Consider the following 15,710-nt stretch of genomic DNA (forward strand, 5'->3'; position numbering starts at 1 on the left):
ACCGTGCAGCTCTCGTAGAATCGCCCAATGGTTGGCGAGCAGGTGCGTAGCGAGGAATCGGTGCAGCCGCATGCCCTCGCGGACGCGCCCACGGCGATCAAGCCGCTGCTCGTCATCGTCGAGGCGAACCACCCGCAGGCAGACCTGGCCCTGATCAGTCGCGCCTACGAGGTCGCAGAGGTGGCTCACCGGGGCCAGCAGCGCAAGTCCGGCGAGCCCTACATCACCCACCCCATCGCGGTGGCCACGATCCTGGCCGGGCTCGGCATGACCGCGCCCACACTGGCGGCTGCGCTGCTCCACGACACCGTGGAGGACACCGAGTACCCGCTCTCGCAACTCACCGAGGATTTCGGTGACGAGATCGCCCTGCTCGTCGACGGCGTCACCAAGCTGGACAAGGTCACCTACGGCGACGCCGCGCAGGCCGAGACCGTGCGCAAGATGGTGGTCGCAATGGCCAAGGACATCCGGGTCCTGGTGATCAAGCTGGCCGACCGCCTGCATAACGCCCGCACCTGGAAGTTCGTGCCTTCGCACAAGGCCGAGAAGAAGGCGCGTGAGACCCTCGAGATCTACGCTCCGCTGGCGCACCGCCTGGGCATGAACACCATCAAGTGGGAGCTGGAGGATCTGTCCTTCGCCACGCTGTACCCGAAGGTGTACGAGGAGATCGTGCACCTCGTGGCGGAGCGGGCGCCGGCGCGGGACGAGTACCTCTCGATCGTGTCCCACCAGATCGAGGAAGAGCTCAAGGACTCCCATATCGAGGGCCTGGTCACCGGCCGGCCCAAGCACTACTACTCGATCTATCAGAAGATGATCGTGCGTGGCCGCGACTTCGACGAGATCTTCGATCTGGTCGGGGTGCGGGTGCTGGTGGAGTCCGTGCGGGACTGTTATGCCACCCTCGGGGCCATGCACGCGCGATGGAAGCCGCTGCCGGGGCGCTTCAAGGACTACATCGCGATGCCGAAGTTCAACCTCTACCAGTCGCTGCACACCACCGTGGTGGGGCCGAACGGCAAGCCGGTCGAGATCCAGATCCGTACCCACGAGATGCACCGCCGGGCCGAGTACGGCGTGGCCGCGCACTGGAAGTACAAGCAACAGGCGAACAGTGGCGGGTCCCGCTCCACCAGCGCCCTCGAGGCTCCCGCCGGGGCCGGGGAGATGGGCTGGTTGCGCCAGCTCGTGGACTGGCAGCGCGAGACCTCCGATCCCAGCGAGTTCCTCGACTCGTTGCGCTACGAGATGTCCGGCGCCCAGGTATACGTCTTCACCCCCAAGGGTGACGTGCTTTCCCTCCCCGCCGGGGCCACTCCGGTGGACTTCGCCTACGCCGTGCACACCGAGGTCGGTCACCGCACGGTGGGCGCGAAGGTCAACGGCAAGCTCGTCCCTCTGGAATCCACGGTGGAGAACGGCGACACCGTGGAGGTCTTCACCAGCCGGTCGCCGGAGGCGGGGCCCAGCCAGGACTGGCTCGGCTTCGTCAAGTCGCCGCGCGCCCGCAACAAGATCAAGGCGTGGTTCACCAAGGAACGGCGTGAAGAGGCGATCGAGAACGGCAAGGACGCCCTCACGCGCACCATGCGCAAGCAGAACGTACCGATCCAGCGCCTGATGAACCACGCCTCGCTGAGCTCCCTGGCCACGGAGATGCGCTATCCGGACGTGGAGTCGCTGTATGCGGCCGTCGGGGAGCACCACATCTCGGCCGACAACGTGGTGGGCAAGCTTGTCGAAGCCATGGGTGGCGAGGACGGCGCCGAGGAGACCCTCGCTGAGGCGACGATGCCGGGGGAGAGCCGGCGCGCCTCCCGCACCACCGAGAACGCCATCGTGGTCGAGGGCATGTCCGACACCGACATCTGGGTCAAACTCGCACGCTGCTGCACCCCGGTGCCCGGCGACCCCATCGTGGGCTTCGTGACCCGAGGGGCCGGCGTCTCAGTCCATCAGGCCGATTGCGGGAACATCGAGTCCCTGCGCCGCCAGCCCGAACGCATGGTGCAGGTGAGCTGGTCGGGTAGCGCGCAGTCGGTGTTCCTGGTGCAGATCCAGGTCGAGGCGCTCGACCGCAACGGCCTGCTCATGGACGTCACCCGGGTGCTCTCGGAGAATCACGTCAACATCCTCTCGGCCTCCGTGACCACCTCCCGGGACCGAGTCGCCATCTCCCGCTTCTCCTTCGAGATGGCCGAGCCCTCCCACCTCGGTCACGTCATGGCCGCCGTGCGTCGCATCAACGGCGTATTCGACGCCTACCGGATGACCGGGTCCAAGCGCCCGGCGTCGGCGGACTGATTCAGCGCCGCCAGCACTGATCCAGCGCCGCTAATCGTCGCTGGGCTGCAGGGTGGCCACGTGGTCGGTGGTGGCGAAGACGCCTTCCAGTTCAGCCAGGAAGTGCGGGAAGTGCTTGGCGAAACGCCCCAGGTCAGGGCTGTTCTCGAAGCCGCCGAACCAGGCCACCCCGGGCTCGCCATTGGCCGCAGGAGCGAGTTCGGAGAACTTCTCGAGCCATGATTTCGTCTCTCCGAGCACCACCGCGTAGGGCAGTCCGCGGGAGAAGACCAGTTCACGGTCCGCCTCGGGAATGCCTTCGGGCGCCAGCAGGTGCAGGTGGTGGCGCATCGCGATGACCTCACCGGCGGCTTGGCTTCCCAGGCCGGTGCGCAAGGGCAGGAAGCGCGGCGCGAGGAGGACCAGGACTCCGGCCCCGATGGTGGCCACGCCGATGAGAGCATGGCCGATGGTGAGAGCGAGCGCGACCCCGCCCACGAAGCCCAGCATGATGAGGGCCCCGCCGATCCAAGTGGGCCAGCCGCGTGCGGTGCGATCGGCGAACCAACCCCGGGCGAAGATCTCACCGTAGATGCCGCCGCGCACGGCACCCAGATCGAGAGCGGTGGCTTCCCCGAGTGAGGAGACCGGCCTGGCCTGCTCATCGGGCGCAAGGCCCGCCACCAGCGTCTGTTCGTAGGGCCTCAGCGCATCGGCGTCACCGGCCCCGCGGGAGACCACCCAGTCCACCGTGTCGTCGTGATCGCGGACCTCCGCGAAATGCAGGTGCCCGCGCACGGCCAGGCCCACAGTGGCCGCGGCGAGGTCGACGGGGTCCACCGACGCATCGATGAGGGTGCCGGCCTGCCCGGGAGGGATGTTGTGCGGGGTGACCACGTCGACCTTCTCGCCGTAGGCGATGATGGAGTCGACGTGGCCGGACTCGAGGGCGGCCAGGTCTCGGCGGCGCGTCACCGCCACGGACACGCTGGCCAGCACGACCAACGCGGCGAGCCCGGCGAAGGCCAGCGCAGCCGGCAGCGTCATGGACAGTGCCCGGGACAGTGTCATGACTTCGTCCCACTGGGCGCTCACGGGCACGGTGCCATCGGGTAGACCGACCACGATCTCGATGCGGTGCCCGGCGTCGAGTCCGCGCTGATCGATCTCGAGGATCCCGGAGTGACTGAGGGCCGCGAGGGTGCAGCGCGCCGCGGATTCGGGGGCGCCGGAGCGGCAGTCCGCGAGTGCCATCCGAGGAGTGGGAGCCAGCACGGCGGCCGTCACCTGTCCGATCTCCCCGTTCCACCAGCCGGTGGGGTACCAGGTGAGAGTCTGCTCGTCAGGGCCCTGGGCCACTGCACCGGTGACCGTGTAGGCGATCTCTGTCTCGCCCTCCGGTGCCGTGGCCGTCAGCGAGTCCCCGTCGGCCTCGGCAGCGCCGGCACCCGAGACGGAGAGGTTCTCCACGGTGTAGACCCGCTCCGCGGCCTCACCGGCCGGCTGCCGCAGTGGCTGGTCCCGGCTCACCTCCATGCCTACTGGCACGGTGATCCGCTCAGTCACCGCGAGGAGGCCCTCGTCATCGAGCATCAACTCCACGCGAATGGTGGGAGCCGCCTCGTCAGGTGCCTCGCTCTCGGCTTCGTCGGCGCTGGCCGTGACGGACAGCCCTGCGATGGCAAGGCCAAGAGCGAGCGTGGCGAGGAGGCGAGGAGCACGGCGGCGCATGCCGGAACTGTAGCGCGCGGCGGCGCAGAGGTGGCATCACCGGGTCCGGTCCCTCACTAGTATCTGAACAGTTGCGGCGAGGGGAGTGGGATGACCGGGTGGAACCCAGAGCCTGATCAGCGCGCGCCGTCCGGTCAGCCGCCGTGGCCGCCACCGCCAAGGCACGGAACGCCGGGATACGGGCCTGGGCAGCACGGTCTGCAGCCACCGCCAGGCCCACCGGCCCCGCGGTCCTCTGCCGGCACAGCGGCGATCGCCGTGGTGATCGTCCTGGTCATCATCGTGATTGCAGTCGTGGTGGCGATCCTGGCATCGCTCGCGCGCCTGGTGCCCGATGAGGCGGCGCCGGCACCCGTCACTCCTATCGCCTCCGAGTCAGCCCCGGCTGATGAGGGCGGCGAGAGCTCTGCCGCAGATCCCGGCACCCCAGCCGGTACGGAACGGCCCGAGGACACGGCCGGGAGCATTCCGGAGTTCGCCTTCGATGAGCTGGCCGATCACCCGCTCCTGGCTGAGGGCATCGGCCTGCCCAACCTGGAGTGTGACCTCGCAACGCAGGGGGAGACGCGCTCCGAGATCGAAGCGCATGCCAGCGACGTCATCGACTGCCTGGATCGGATGTGGGAACCGGCCCTGCGTGCGGCGGAGATCGAGCACCGCTCGCCCGGTCTGTTCGTGCCCGAGTCCCTGGATGAGATCTCCTCGCCCTGCGGCGACGGAGGCGCGGACTACCTCGCCTTCTACTGCCCCACGGATGAGAGCATCTACCTCCCTGTCGATCTCCTCGGCTCGCCGCCCGAGGTCATGCCGCACTACTACGCCTGGATCGTGGCCCACGAGTACGGGCATCACGTGCAGTACCTCTCCGGTATCGGCCAGGCTTCGGATGCTGAGGAGCGCGCCCGGCGCGTCTTCAGCCCTGGTGCGCGTGAGGTGCTCCGTCGCCTGGAGATCCAGGCGGAGTGCTTTGCCGGCATGTTCCTGGGATCCTCCGATTCCGCAGGGAATCTCGACATGTCCGACCACTACCACGGCTTCATGGAGTGGACCCGAACGGGTGGCCCTTCGGAGACCCACGGTTCGGGGGAGATCCAGGCGCAGTGGTGGAGCGCGGGCTACCTCAGCAATCGCACGGCCTCCTGCAACACCTACAGCGCTCCGGCGGAGGAGGTCGCGGCGCAGTAGGGACGCCGCGGCCGGAGTCATCCGCAGCGCCGTGCCACACAATACGAGAGAGCCTCTACAGTGAGGCCAGGACGAGGAGATCGGGGGAGCGGATGGCCGGATGGAATCCGGAACAGGGCCAACGGCCGGCAGGGCATGTGCCTCCAGCCGGGCAGCGTCCGCCTCCCTACGGCTCCCAGGCCCGGTCTCCCTACGGTCCGCCTGCCGATCGCCGGCCGTCGGCTTCGCCCTATGGCCCTGCCCAACCGCCGCCCGGGCAGCCCAGCGCTCCTCCGGCCTACGCCGGCGGTCACGGCCAGCGCCCCCCGGGTTACGTGCAGCAGCCTCAGCGCTACGCTCCGTATCCGGCGGCTCCGACCGCAGGGCACCAGGCCCAGGGCTCTGGCGGCTATCCGGGGGGCCCGTATGGCCCGCCCCAGACCTCGCCTCGCTACCTCCCCGCACCCGGATTCCGCCCGCGCCGCAGACGTGGTGGCGGCGCGCTCCTGGGGGTCGGCGTGGTCGCGGGCTTCATGATGGTGCTCTCCCTGGGCGTGGCGTGGGCCTTTTCCGCAGTTTCCAACATTCCTGGGCCCGGTCCCGTGCCCACGCCCGACCCCCCACCGACCACGGCGCCGACGCCCCCGCCTGCCCCGACGCCACAGCCCACCGACCCGCCGACGGACCCGGTCGACCCGCCTGCTCCCACGCCGGGCACCAGCTCCATCACCTACGACGAGCTCCCGGGTATCCCGCTGCTGAACGACCCGGATGTGGGTCTGCCGAACATCGATTGCCCGCTCGCGCCCTTCGGCGCCTCGCTCGCGGAGATCGAGGCGCACTGGACCAGCTCGGTGGATTGCATGGACCAGATGTGGGCGCCGGCCCTGGCCTCAGTGAACGTGGGTCATGAGTCGCCCCAGGTGATCATTGTCGAGGAGGCTGTCCAGGCCACCTCGCCCTGCACCGGTGGCTCCGATGACTTCGCCGCCTTCTACTGCCCGGTCAACAACGGGATCTACCTCCCCATGGACACCATGGGGGTCCAGGCCGACGTGCCACCGGAGCAGTACCTCTACGTGGTGGCTCACGAGTACGGCCACCACGCCCAGTTCCTCTCCGGCATCCTTGAGGCTGCCCAGCGAGAGCAAATGATCACCGGCTACGACAGTGAGGACGGGCTGGAGGTTCTTCGCCGGCTCGAGACTCAGGCGGAGTGTTTCTCCGGCATGTACCTCGGGTCGGCCGACGCCTCAGGCACCCTGGACGTCGGCTCGCTGTACCAGCCCTTCCTGGACTGGATGTCCAGCTTCGGTCCGTCGGAGACTCACGGCGCGGGCACGGTGCGTGCGCAGTGGTGGAGCGCCGGCTACCTGCAGAACCGCAGTGCGGCCTGCAACACCTTCGCCGCGAGTGCCGAGGAAGTGGCCGCGGAGTAGGTGCTCAGCCCGCGGCCTTCTCGAACATCTGCAGCAGGTTCTTCCGGCCGGTGAGTTGCTCCTGGAGGGAGGCCACCCGTGAGGTCTCCTCTGCCGCCTGCGCGGCTTCAAGCTCGGCCTCGAGCTTGGTGATCTCCTCACGCAACTGCGCCGTCGGGCCCTCGGCACGCGCCTTCGACTCAGGATTGGACTGGTCCCACTCGGCCTGCTCGGCGTCGCGGATCGCCTGCTCGACGGCCCGCATCCGGGCCTCGATGGGCTTGACGTCGTCGCGCGGGACCTTGCCGGCGTCTTCCCAGCGGTCCTGGATCGGGCGCAGCGCTTCGCGGGCCGCCTTGGGATCCGAGACGGGCAGTAGCGCCTCCGCCTCCTCGAGGATCGCCAGCTTGACGGTGAGGTTGTTCTTGTACTCGGCGTCGATCTGCTCGTTCTCCGCGTTGCGGGCATCGAAGAACACCTGCTGCGCGGCGCGGAAACGCTCCCAGAGGGCGTCGTCCTCCTTGCGCGAGGCGCGGCCGGCGGCCTTCCACTCGTCCATGAGCGAGCGGTACTCGATGGTGGTGCGGCCCCAGTCGGTGGAGGAGTTGAGCTCCTCGGCCCGTTTGATGAGCTTCTCCTTGGCCGCCTTGACCTCGTTCTGCTTGGCGTCGAGCTCGGCGAAGAACTGGCGCCGGTTCTTGTCGAAGGTGGTCCGCGCGGCGGAGAATCGCTTCCACAGCGATTCCTCGACCGGCCGGTCCAGGCGGGGCCCGCTCTGCTGGTGCTTCTTCCACTCCTCGAACAGCTCACGCATCCGCTGGCCGGTCTGCTTCCACTGAATGCGCTGCGGATCCTGAGCCGCCAGCTTCTCGGCCTCGGTCACCAGTGCCTCGCGCTGCGCCGTGCCCTCGGCCTTGGCGGCCTGACGCTCGGCGGCGACCTCGGACTTGCGAGCCTCCCCGGCTTCACGCAAACGCTCGATGTGGGCGCGCAGGCCATCGAGATCACCGACGGCGGCAGGAGCCGCGGCGGCCTCCGTGAGTTGCTTGAGCGTCTGATCGATCTCGCCCGGGCCGAGCTGGGGCAGGCGAGTCTCGAAGAGCACCACCTGGGCGTGGATGTCGAGGTAGCGGCGCACGTAGAAGGCGAGAGCCTCGGAGGTGTCGGCGCCGGTGTACTGCCCGACACTGCGCTCCCCGGCGGCCTCGCGCACGTAGACGGTGCCGTCCTCCTCGGCGCGCCCCCACTTCGCGGCCTCCGCGGCGGCCTGCTGGTCGACGGGCGGGGCCGGCGGGCGTGCTGCGGGCTGGCCGGACGCAGCGGGCCGGGCAGCTGGCTTGGGGCGCACGGTCGCGGGAGAGGGCCGGGGCGTCGGGCGGGGCGTCGGCTGGTCGGTCACGTGGGGTGCTCCTTGTGGAAGGGCAGGCCGTAGCCCTGCCCGGATGGCGGCCCTCGCAGGCCGCGGACGGTCGTGGTCAAGCGTCCGACCAGTCTAGGAGGATGAAGGTCACATTCCGGCAACTTTTCCCACTTTCGGGCGAACCGTTCCGGTGGCCGGGCGACATAGGCTCGTCACCATGCTTGTGCTGCGTGTGATCGCTCCGGTGCTGGAAACCAACTGCTATGTGGTGGCCGCAGGCCCCGGCACGCCCGCGCAGCCGCAGCCCGCCCTGGTGATCGATCCCGGCGCCGGAGCACGCGAGGCGCTCCGTGAGGTGTTCTGCGAGCACCACCTCAGCGTGCACACCGTGGCGCTCACCCACGGGCATGCCGACCACCTCTGGGACGCCATCGTGCTCGCCGACGCCGAGCCTGGTGGCGACGCTTGGCCCGACGCCGAGCCCGGGGCCGCCGCTGACCTCAGAACCGACGCCGCAACGCCGGAGCGCCCCATCTACCTCGGCGCCCCGGACCGCTATCGCCTGGCCGATCCCGCGGGAGCGCTCGGACCGGAACTCGCCGCGCTCTTCACTCAGCTCACCGAGCCCTATGGCCGGCGCCACTGGGCCATCGAGCGGGGCACGGGCTTCCCAGCGGCCACCCTGCAGGGTGGGGGAGCGGAGATCGTGCCGGGCGTGAGCCTGCGGGCGGTGCCCGCTCCCGGGCACACCGAGGGCTCCACCGTGCTCCTGTTCTCCGATGAGCTGCACCCTGCCTCTCACATCGCGCTGCCACGAGGGGCGGATGCCCCGGAGCTCACGCCCGTGCTGGCCTTCACCGGCGATGTGCTCTTTGCCGGCTCCATCGGGCGCACCGACCTGCCTGGCGGTGACGAGAAGGAGATGACCTCCACCCTGCGCACCCTCGCCCATTCCCTGCCGCCGCACACCGTGGTGCTCCCCGGTCATGGGCCGGCCAGCACGCTCGCCACCGAGCGGGTGAGTAATCCGCACCTGCGCAGCGCCTTAGGCTGAACCCATGGCCCGCACCTCCCTCTCCGGCTTCCCCGAGCTCCTTCCCGAGACCCGCATGGTCGAACAGCGCGCGATCGACTCCCTGCGCCGCAGCTTCGAGCTGCACGGCTTCGCCGGGATCGAGACCCGTGCCGTCGAGCCTCTGGACCAGCTCTTGCGCAAGGGCGAGACCTCCAAGGAGGTGTACCTGCTGCGCCGGCTGCACGAGGAGTCGGTCGAGGGGCACTCCGGGATCGGTCTGCACTTCGACCTCACCGTGCCCTTCGCACGCTACGTGCTCGAGAACGCCGGCAAGCTGAGCTTCCCCTTCCGCCGCTACCAGATCCAGAAGGCCTGGCGGGGGGAGCGCCCCCAGGAGGGCCGCTACCGCGAGTTCACCCAGGCCGACATCGACATCGTCGGGCGCGACGCCCTGCCCTTCCACCACGACGTCGAGGTCACGCGCGTGATGGCCCAGGCCATGGCGCGCCTGGCCGACCCTGCGCTGCTCGGCCTGCCGGGCTTCCGCATCCAGGTGAACAACCGCAAGCTCATCCAGGGGTTCTACGCCGGGCTCGGGGTGCCCGATCCCGAGGAGGCCATGCGGATCGTGGACAAGCTCGACAAGCTCCCCGCCGAGAAGGTGGGGGAGCTGCTCACCGAGCTCGAGGGCATCGACGCAGCCATGGCCGATCGCATCCTGGAACTGGCCGGCATTCGTTCCGCCGAGCCGGCCGAGGTGGCCCGGGCCGTGCGCGATCTGGGAGTCACCCACGAGCTGCTGGATACTGGACTCGAGGAACTGCTCGCACTGCTGAGCGCCTGCGCCGATCTGCATGATGAGCACGTCAGCATCGAGGCCGACCTCTCGATCGCGCGCGGGCTGGACTACTACACCGGGACGGTCTTCGAGACCAGGATGACCGGCTACGAGTCTCTCGGTTCGATCTGCTCGGGTGGGCGCTACGACGCCCTGGCCACCGATGGCAAGACCACCTACCCGGGGGTGGGGATCTCGCTGGGCCTGTCGCGCGTGATCGTGCCGGTCATCGCGCGCACGGGTCTGCGAGCCTCGCGGCCGGTGCCCTCTGCGGTGCTCGTGGCCGTGGCCGACGAGGAGTCCCGAGCGGCCAGCGAAGCGGTGGCTGCGGCGCTGCGGACCCGGGACATTCCCTGTGAGGTGGCACCGACAGCCGCGAAGTTCGGCAAGCAGATCCGCTACGCCGATCGTCGCGGGATCCCCTTCGTGTGGTTCTCCGGCGACGAGGGCGATCAGGTCAAGGACATCCGCTCGGGCGAGCAGGTGGCGGCCGAGGCCGCCACCTGGGCTCCGCCGAGAGACGACCTCGTGCCGCAGGTGGTCAGCGAGCCGTGACCGTCTGGGTGAGCACCCGGCCGTAGATCTCGTCCGGGTCGAGGCGCCGCAACTCCTCGATGAGGGCCACCTCGTTGTCGCGGCGTGGAAGGCTGACCTTCTGGTCGGTCCGGCCCGGGCGCGAGAGCGTGGCCACGGTCGAGCCGTTGGGCCGGTGCAGGACGATCGGGCCCGCGGCGGTGTCCATACGTACCTCGGTGAGTGCTCCCGAGGCATCGTCGGAGAGCTCCACCGGGCAGTCCAGCGAGACCTGCAACCAGCCCGAAAGCAGAGAGGCAGCGGGCAGGCCCGCGTCACCGGTCACGCGCACCGAGTCCACCGCGATGTTGTCCGACTCATCCAGGGCGGCGGCGAGCAGGGCGCGCCACAACGTCAGCGATGACCAGGAGAGGTCGGTATCGCCTGGGGTATAGCCGTGAGCGAGATTCGCCAGCGCACGCAGCGGGTCGGCGCAGCGCGCGGCCTCGGTGATCCGGCGCTGGGAGAGTGAGCCCATCAGGTCCTCACCCGGATTGCTCGGCGGCGACTGCGGCCACCAGGTCACGATCGGGGCGTCGGGAAGCAGCATGGCGGTCACCAGGCTGGCCGCGGAGGATCCGGCTCCACCTCGGGGCTGGAGTACCACCACCTCGGAGGCGCCGGCGTCCGCACCCACACGGATCTCGGCGTCCAGGCCGGCCTCGCCCTCGCCGTCGGGCATCGCGACGATCACTCGCATGGGGTGTTCGTAGGAGGCGCCGTTGGCCGTGCGGATCGCCCGCTCGGCGCCCTGCCGGTCATCAGGCAGGATCACCAGGGTCAGCACGCGGCCCAGGGCCACGGCGCCACCCTTCTCCCGGACGTCGACCAGGCGGGATTCCACCTTCGCCGAAGTGGTGTCGGTCAGCGTCACAATCATCGCGCAGCTCCTTGCGTGCAGCTATCGGTCATGGCCGCCGCCAGACGCGACCGTCCCTGGCGAGCATCTCGGTGGCCGAGTCCGGCCCCCAGCTGCCCGGGGTGTAGGCCTCCGGCTTGCCGTGGTTCTCCCAATGCTCGAGCACCGGGTCCAGGATCCTCCAGGACAGCTCCACCTCGCGCTGGTGCGGGAAGAGCGGGGGGTCGCCGAGCAGGACGTCGAGGATGAGACGCTCATAGGCTTCGGGGGAGGCCTGGGTGAAGGCGTGGCCGTACCCGAAGTCCATCGTCACGTCGCGGACCTCCATCGCCGTTCCCGGCACCTTGGAGCCGAAGCGGATGGTCACGCCCTCGTCGGGCTGCACCCGGATCACCAGGGCGTTGGAGCCCAGTTGCTGGGTGGCGCCGAGATCGAAAGGCAGGTGGGGGGCGCGCTTGAAGACCACTGCCACCTCGGTCACGCGCCGGCCCAGGCGCTTGCCGGCCCGCAGGTAGAAGGGCACGCCGGCCCAGCGCCGCGAGTCGATGTCCACGCGCAGCGCGGCGTAGGTCTCGGTGATCGAGCCCTCGGCCACGCCCTCCTCCTCGAGATAGCCGCGCACCTTCTCGCCGCCCTGCCACCCGGCGGCGTACTGCCCGCGTGCGGTGTGACGGTCGAGGTCCTCGGGGAGGCGCAGCGCCGAGAGCACCTTCTCCTTCTCGGTGCGCAGTGCCTGGGCATCGAAGGAGACCGGCTCCTCCATGGCCGTCAGGGCCAGGAGCTGCAGGAGGTGGTTCTGGATGACATCGCGCGCTGCGCCGATGCCGTCGAAGTACCCGGCACGGGTGCCGATCCCGATGGACTCGGCCATGGTGATCTGCACGTGGTCGACGTGGTTGGCGTTCCAGATCGGCTCGAAGAGCTCGTTGGCGAAACGCAACGCCAGGATGTTCTGGACCGTCTCCTTGCCGAGGTAGTGGTCGATACGGAAGACCGAGTCCTCGGGGAAGACCTCGGAGACCACCGCGTCGAGCTCCCTGGCCGACTCGAGGTCGTGCCCGAAGGGCTTCTCGATGACCACACGCCGCCACGCACCGTTGCTCTGCTTGGCCAGGCCGGAGGCGGCGAGGTTCTGCAGGGTGCCGGGGAAGTACTTCGGCGGGACCGAGAGGTAGAAGGCGTGGTTGCCGCCAGTGCCGCGTTGCTCATCGAGGGTGTGCACGGTCTGAGCGAGCCGGTCGAATGCCTCGGGATCGTCCAGCTCACCCTGCACGAAACGGAAGCCGGAGGCCAACTGCTGCCAGGTGCGTTCATCGAAGGGCGTGCGGGCGTGCTCGCGGACGGCGTCGTGGACGATCTCGGCGAAGTCGGCTTCGCTCCAGTCCCGGCGGCCGAAGCCGGTCAGTGCGAAGGACGGCGGAAGCAGACCGCGGTTGGCGAGGTCGTAGATCGCTGGCATGAGCTTGCGCTTGGCGAGGTCGCCGGTGACGCCGAAGATCACCAGCCCTGCTGGGCCGGAGATCCGCGGCAGCCGACGGTCGGAGGGATCGCGCAACGGGTTGGGCATCAGTGGTTTCCTCAGTTCACGGCGCCGGGCGCTGCGAGCACCCCGGCCAGCCAGGCCAGGGCGTCCGGGCTGGTGATGTGCAGCCGCAGCACAGGGCGGCCCTGGCCGGCGAGCACGGCGGCGTCACCCGCCGCCTGGGCGGCGATCAGCGTCGCGTAGTCGAACGCACGGCCCGGTACGTCCACGAGGTGCTCCGGGTCTGCGGTGAGCTGGAGGAACACACCGGTGGGGGAACCACCCTTGTGGTACTGGCCGGTGGAGTGCAGGAAACGCGGGCCCCAGCCGAAGGTCACCGGGCGTCCCGTGCGCTGGGCGAGCGCCGCACGCACTGGCGCGAGAAGCTCCGCGGCGGCGCCTTCCCGGTCGAGGTAGGCCTGGACGGCGAGGTAACCGCGGCCCTCCGGCACGGCGTCCAGCTCACCGAGGAGAGCAGCGACCGCACCGTCCACGGTGTCGGTGCCCTGAAGGAAGTCCCCGCCGCGCACCTCGATCCCGGAACCGGTGAAGGCCGCTGGCTCCTGGGAACCGCCGGCGGAGTCCAGCATCTCGCGGGCAGCGGACTTGGCGGATTCGACATCGGGCTGGTCGAAGGGGTTGATGCGCAGGATCTGGCTGGCGATCGAGATGGCGTGTTCCCAGAGCAGCATCAACCCGCCCAGGGAACCGGCCACGGTGACCTCGGTGGCCGTGATGCTCTCCTCGCCGCCACCGGCCTCTGCCTCGGCGCCCACGTTCTCCTCGTCCACGATGGAGGTCAGCAGCACCGGCAGGACGTCGGCGGCGGGTGAGCCGGTCAGTTCCGGAGCGTCGCTCTCGGCCACCACGGGCAGCAGGCCGGTGCCGATCTTGCCGGTCGATTCGGCGATGAGCTGCTCGGCCCAATCGGCGAAGTGGTAAAGCCCCGACGCGGCGTCGGTGAAGACGAGCTTGTCGCGCACCGGCACGAGTACGCCCTGGTGCTCGCGCAGCTCACCGGCGATCGCGGCGCCGAGCACCAGTGCCGGGTTCGCCTCGCTGTCCTCGGCGAAGACCGGCGCGACGGCGGCTGCCTCATCGAGGAGTTCGCCGACGTCGACGCCGGCCAGTGCCGCCGGGACCAGTCCGAAGGCGGTGAGGGCAGAGAATCGCCCGCCCACGTTCGGGTCGGCCTCGAACACGGCGCGGTAGCCCGCCTCGGTGGCGGCCTGGTGCAGCGGAGAGCCGGGGTCGGTGACCACCACGATGCGGCTGGCCGCCTCGATACCGGCCGCGGTGAAGGCCGCCTCGAAGGTGCGGCGCTGGGAGTCGGTCTCCACCGTGGAGCCGGACTTGGAGGAGATGACCACGACCGTGCGGGCGAGATCGCCGTCCAGGGCACGCTGGACCTGATCGGGGTGAGTGGAGTCGAGCACCACGAGCTGACGGGCAGCGGTGCCGACGATCACCTCGGGGGCCAGCGAGGATCCGCCCATGCCGCAGAGCACCACGCGGTCGATGCCCTCGTCCTGCAGCTCGCGGTAGAGCGCTGTCAGGGGTTCGATCAGCGCGCGGGAGGTCTCGTGCAGAGCAGTCCAGCCGAGGCGCTTGGCGGATTCCTCCTCTGCGTCCGGGCCCCACAGGGTGGGGTCCTGGGCGCTGAGCCGGCTGGCGACCTGGGCCTCGAGCAGGCCGGGCAGGTGCTCCGAGACCGCGGAGGCGGCGGCCCCGGTGGCACTGACCTCGACGACAGCTCCCTCCTCCGGACCGGCCCAGGCGATGGTGGCGGCGTTGGCAGTCATGCTGAGGCCTTTCCCTTGGGGTCGTTCTCACGCAGCGCGTCAGAAATGATGTGCAGCAGTTCGCTCCAGCTCTCCACGAAGGCGGTGACGCCCTCGTCCTCGAGCTGCTCGGTAACGTCGTCGTAGGAGATACCCCGGCGCTCGAGCTCGTCGAAGACCTCCTGCGCCTCGGCGTAGGAGGCGGAGCCCGGGAAGGGGCCCAGCTCGAGTCGGGCATGATCGGCGGCAGCCTCGATCGTGGCCGGCGGCATCGTCGAGACCACGCCCGGCGCGAGGAGCTCATCGACGTACTTGGTGTCGGGGTAGTCCGGGTTCTTCACTCCGGTCGATGCCCACAGCGGGCGCTGCGGGTGAGCTCCCGCCTCGGAAAGCGCTTCCCAACGGGGCCCGGAGAAGACCGCCTCATAGGCCTCGTACGCCAGGCGCGCATTCGCCACGGCCGCCTTGCCCTTCAGGGCAGCGGCGGAGTCGTCCGCGAGGTCATCGAGGCGGGCGTCCACCGCGGTGTCCAGACGCGAGAGGAAGAAGGACGCCACCGAGCGGATGGTGCTGAGGTCCACGCCCGCCGCCTGGGCAGCCTCGAGTCCGTCCAGGTAGGCGTTCATCACCGCGCGATAGCGATCCAGCGAGAAGATCAGCGTGACGTTCACGCTGATGCCCTCGGAGATCGCCTGGGTGATGGCCGGGAGCCCGGGCACCGTCGCCGGGATCTTCACCATCAGGTTCGGGCGGTCCACCGTCTTCCACAGCAGCCGCGCGGTCTCGATGGTGCGGTTGGTCTCGTGGGCGAGCCGCGGGTCGACCTCGAGGGAGACGCGTCCGTCCTCACCGGCACTCTCGGAGAAGACCGGTACGAAGAGGTCGCAGGCTCGTCGCACATCGTCCGCCGTGAGGGCGAGCACGGCGTCCTCCACACCCGCCCCGGCCGCCGCCAGCTCCTGGAGCTGGGCGTCGTAGGCCTCGCCGTCGGCCAGGGCCTTGGCAAAGATCGCCGGATTGGTGGTCAGGCCGCGGATGTCACCACGTGCCACCTGGTCGGCGAGCGAACCGTCGTCCAGCCGTCGCCGGGTGAGGTCGTCGATCCATACGGACACGCCCTGATCATGGAGCTGAGGCAGCCGGGACATGGCAGTGATCCT

11 protein-coding genes are annotated in these 15,710 nt (G+C 69.6%); 5 read left to right on the forward strand and 6 right to left on the reverse strand.

Annotation, left to right across the window (positions count from 1 at the left end):
* Positions 1 to 27: 27 nt before the first annotated feature.
* Complete coding sequence (locus EDD31_RS13630) at positions 28 to 2,310, forward strand: RelA/SpoT family protein (protein ID WP_123304629.1); 2,283 nt, start codon at positions 28 to 30, stop codon at positions 2,308 to 2,310.
* Between the two features lie 30 nt (positions 2,311 to 2,340).
* Here EDD31_RS13630 and EDD31_RS13635 read toward each other — a convergent pair whose 3' ends face one another.
* Positions 2,341 to 4,020, reverse strand: coding sequence for a DUF2207 family protein (locus EDD31_RS13635; protein ID WP_123304630.1), 1,680 nt, complete (start codon positions 4,018 to 4,020; stop codon positions 2,341 to 2,343).
* Between the two features lie 258 nt (positions 4,021 to 4,278).
* Between EDD31_RS13635 and EDD31_RS13640 the strand changes: the two genes are divergently transcribed.
* Both EDD31_RS13640 and EDD31_RS13645 read left to right on the forward strand, forming a co-directional pair.
* Entirely contained in the window at positions 4,279 to 5,205 is a 927-nt protein-coding gene (locus EDD31_RS13640; protein ID WP_170163310.1) for a neutral zinc metallopeptidase, read from the forward strand.
* Positions 5,206 to 5,702: 497 nt separating this feature from the next.
* Positions 5,703 to 6,623, forward strand: a complete 921-nt coding sequence (locus EDD31_RS13645; RefSeq protein ID WP_123304632.1) for a neutral zinc metallopeptidase — start codon at positions 5,703 to 5,705, stop codon at positions 6,621 to 6,623.
* Between the two features lie 4 nt (positions 6,624 to 6,627).
* Here EDD31_RS13645 and EDD31_RS13650 read toward each other — a convergent pair whose 3' ends face one another.
* Complete coding sequence (locus EDD31_RS13650) at positions 6,628 to 8,001, reverse strand: DUF349 domain-containing protein (protein WP_123304633.1); 1,374 nt, start codon at positions 7,999 to 8,001, stop codon at positions 6,628 to 6,630.
* A 178-nt stretch (positions 8,002 to 8,179) separates the two neighbouring features.
* Here EDD31_RS13650 and EDD31_RS13655 point away from each other — a divergent pair, with 178 nt between their 5' ends.
* Entirely contained in the window at positions 8,180 to 9,016 is an 837-nt protein-coding gene (locus EDD31_RS13655) for an MBL fold metallo-hydrolase (RefSeq protein ID WP_123304634.1), read from the forward strand.
* 4 nt (positions 9,017 to 9,020) lie between these two features.
* On the forward strand, positions 9,021 to 10,370 hold the full coding sequence (hisS, locus tag EDD31_RS13660) for a histidine--tRNA ligase (RefSeq protein ID WP_123304635.1): 1,350 nt from the start codon (positions 9,021 to 9,023) through the stop codon (positions 10,368 to 10,370).
* Here hisS and EDD31_RS13665 read toward each other — a convergent pair.
* The 4 genes from EDD31_RS13665 to tal are packed head-to-tail and all read right to left on the reverse strand — an operon-like array spanning position 10,357 to position 15,698.
* A complete protein-coding gene (locus EDD31_RS13665; RefSeq protein ID WP_123304636.1) occupies positions 10,357 to 11,268 on the reverse strand; it encodes a glucose-6-phosphate dehydrogenase assembly protein OpcA in 912 nt (303 codons plus the stop codon). The two genes, hisS and EDD31_RS13665, sit on opposite strands and share 14 nt — an antisense overlap.
* 28 nt (positions 11,269 to 11,296) lie before the next feature.
* A complete protein-coding gene (zwf, locus tag EDD31_RS13670) occupies positions 11,297 to 12,814 on the reverse strand; it encodes a glucose-6-phosphate dehydrogenase (RefSeq protein ID WP_123304637.1) in 1,518 nt (505 codons plus the stop codon).
* Positions 12,815 to 12,825: 11 nt separating this feature from the next.
* Entirely contained in the window at positions 12,826 to 14,571 is a 1,746-nt protein-coding gene (locus EDD31_RS13675) for a glucose-6-phosphate isomerase (RefSeq protein ID WP_123304638.1), read from the reverse strand.
* Positions 14,568 to 15,698, reverse strand: a complete 1,131-nt coding sequence (gene tal, locus EDD31_RS13680; RefSeq protein WP_123304639.1) for a transaldolase — start codon at positions 15,696 to 15,698, stop codon at positions 14,568 to 14,570. The genes EDD31_RS13675 and tal overlap by 4 nt, the downstream gene beginning before the upstream one ends.
* Positions 15,699 to 15,710: the final 12 nt, after the last annotated feature.

It is taken from the genome of Bogoriella caseilytica (genome assembly GCF_003752405.1).
In the GTDB taxonomy this organism is placed as follows: domain Bacteria; phylum Actinomycetota; class Actinomycetes; order Actinomycetales; family Actinomycetaceae; genus Allobogoriella; species Allobogoriella caseilytica.

Excerpts from the sequence above, each read along its gene's own strand:
- EDD31_RS13630 (WP_123304629.1), top strand. The coding sequence starts at position 28 with ATGGTTGGCGAGCAGGTGCGTAGCGAGGAATCGGTGCAGCCGCATGCC.
- EDD31_RS13635 (WP_123304630.1), bottom strand. The coding sequence starts at position 4,020 with ATGCGCCGCCGTGCTCCTCGCCTCCTCGCCACGCTCGCTCTTGGCCTT.
- EDD31_RS13655 (WP_123304634.1), top strand. The coding sequence starts at position 8,180 with ATGCTTGTGCTGCGTGTGATCGCTCCGGTGCTGGAAACCAACTGCTAT.
- hisS (WP_123304635.1), top strand. The coding sequence starts at position 9,021 with ATGGCCCGCACCTCCCTCTCCGGCTTCCCCGAGCTCCTTCCCGAGACC.
- EDD31_RS13665 (WP_123304636.1), bottom strand. The coding sequence starts at position 11,268 with ATGATTGTGACGCTGACCGACACCACTTCGGCGAAGGTGGAATCCCGC.
- zwf (WP_123304637.1), bottom strand. The coding sequence starts at position 12,814 with ATGCCCAACCCGTTGCGCGATCCCTCCGACCGTCGGCTGCCGCGGATC.
- EDD31_RS13675 (WP_123304638.1), bottom strand. The coding sequence starts at position 14,571 with ATGACTGCCAACGCCGCCACCATCGCCTGGGCCGGTCCGGAGGAGGGA.
- tal (WP_123304639.1), bottom strand. The coding sequence starts at position 15,698 with ATGTCCCGGCTGCCTCAGCTCCATGATCAGGGCGTGTCCGTATGGATC.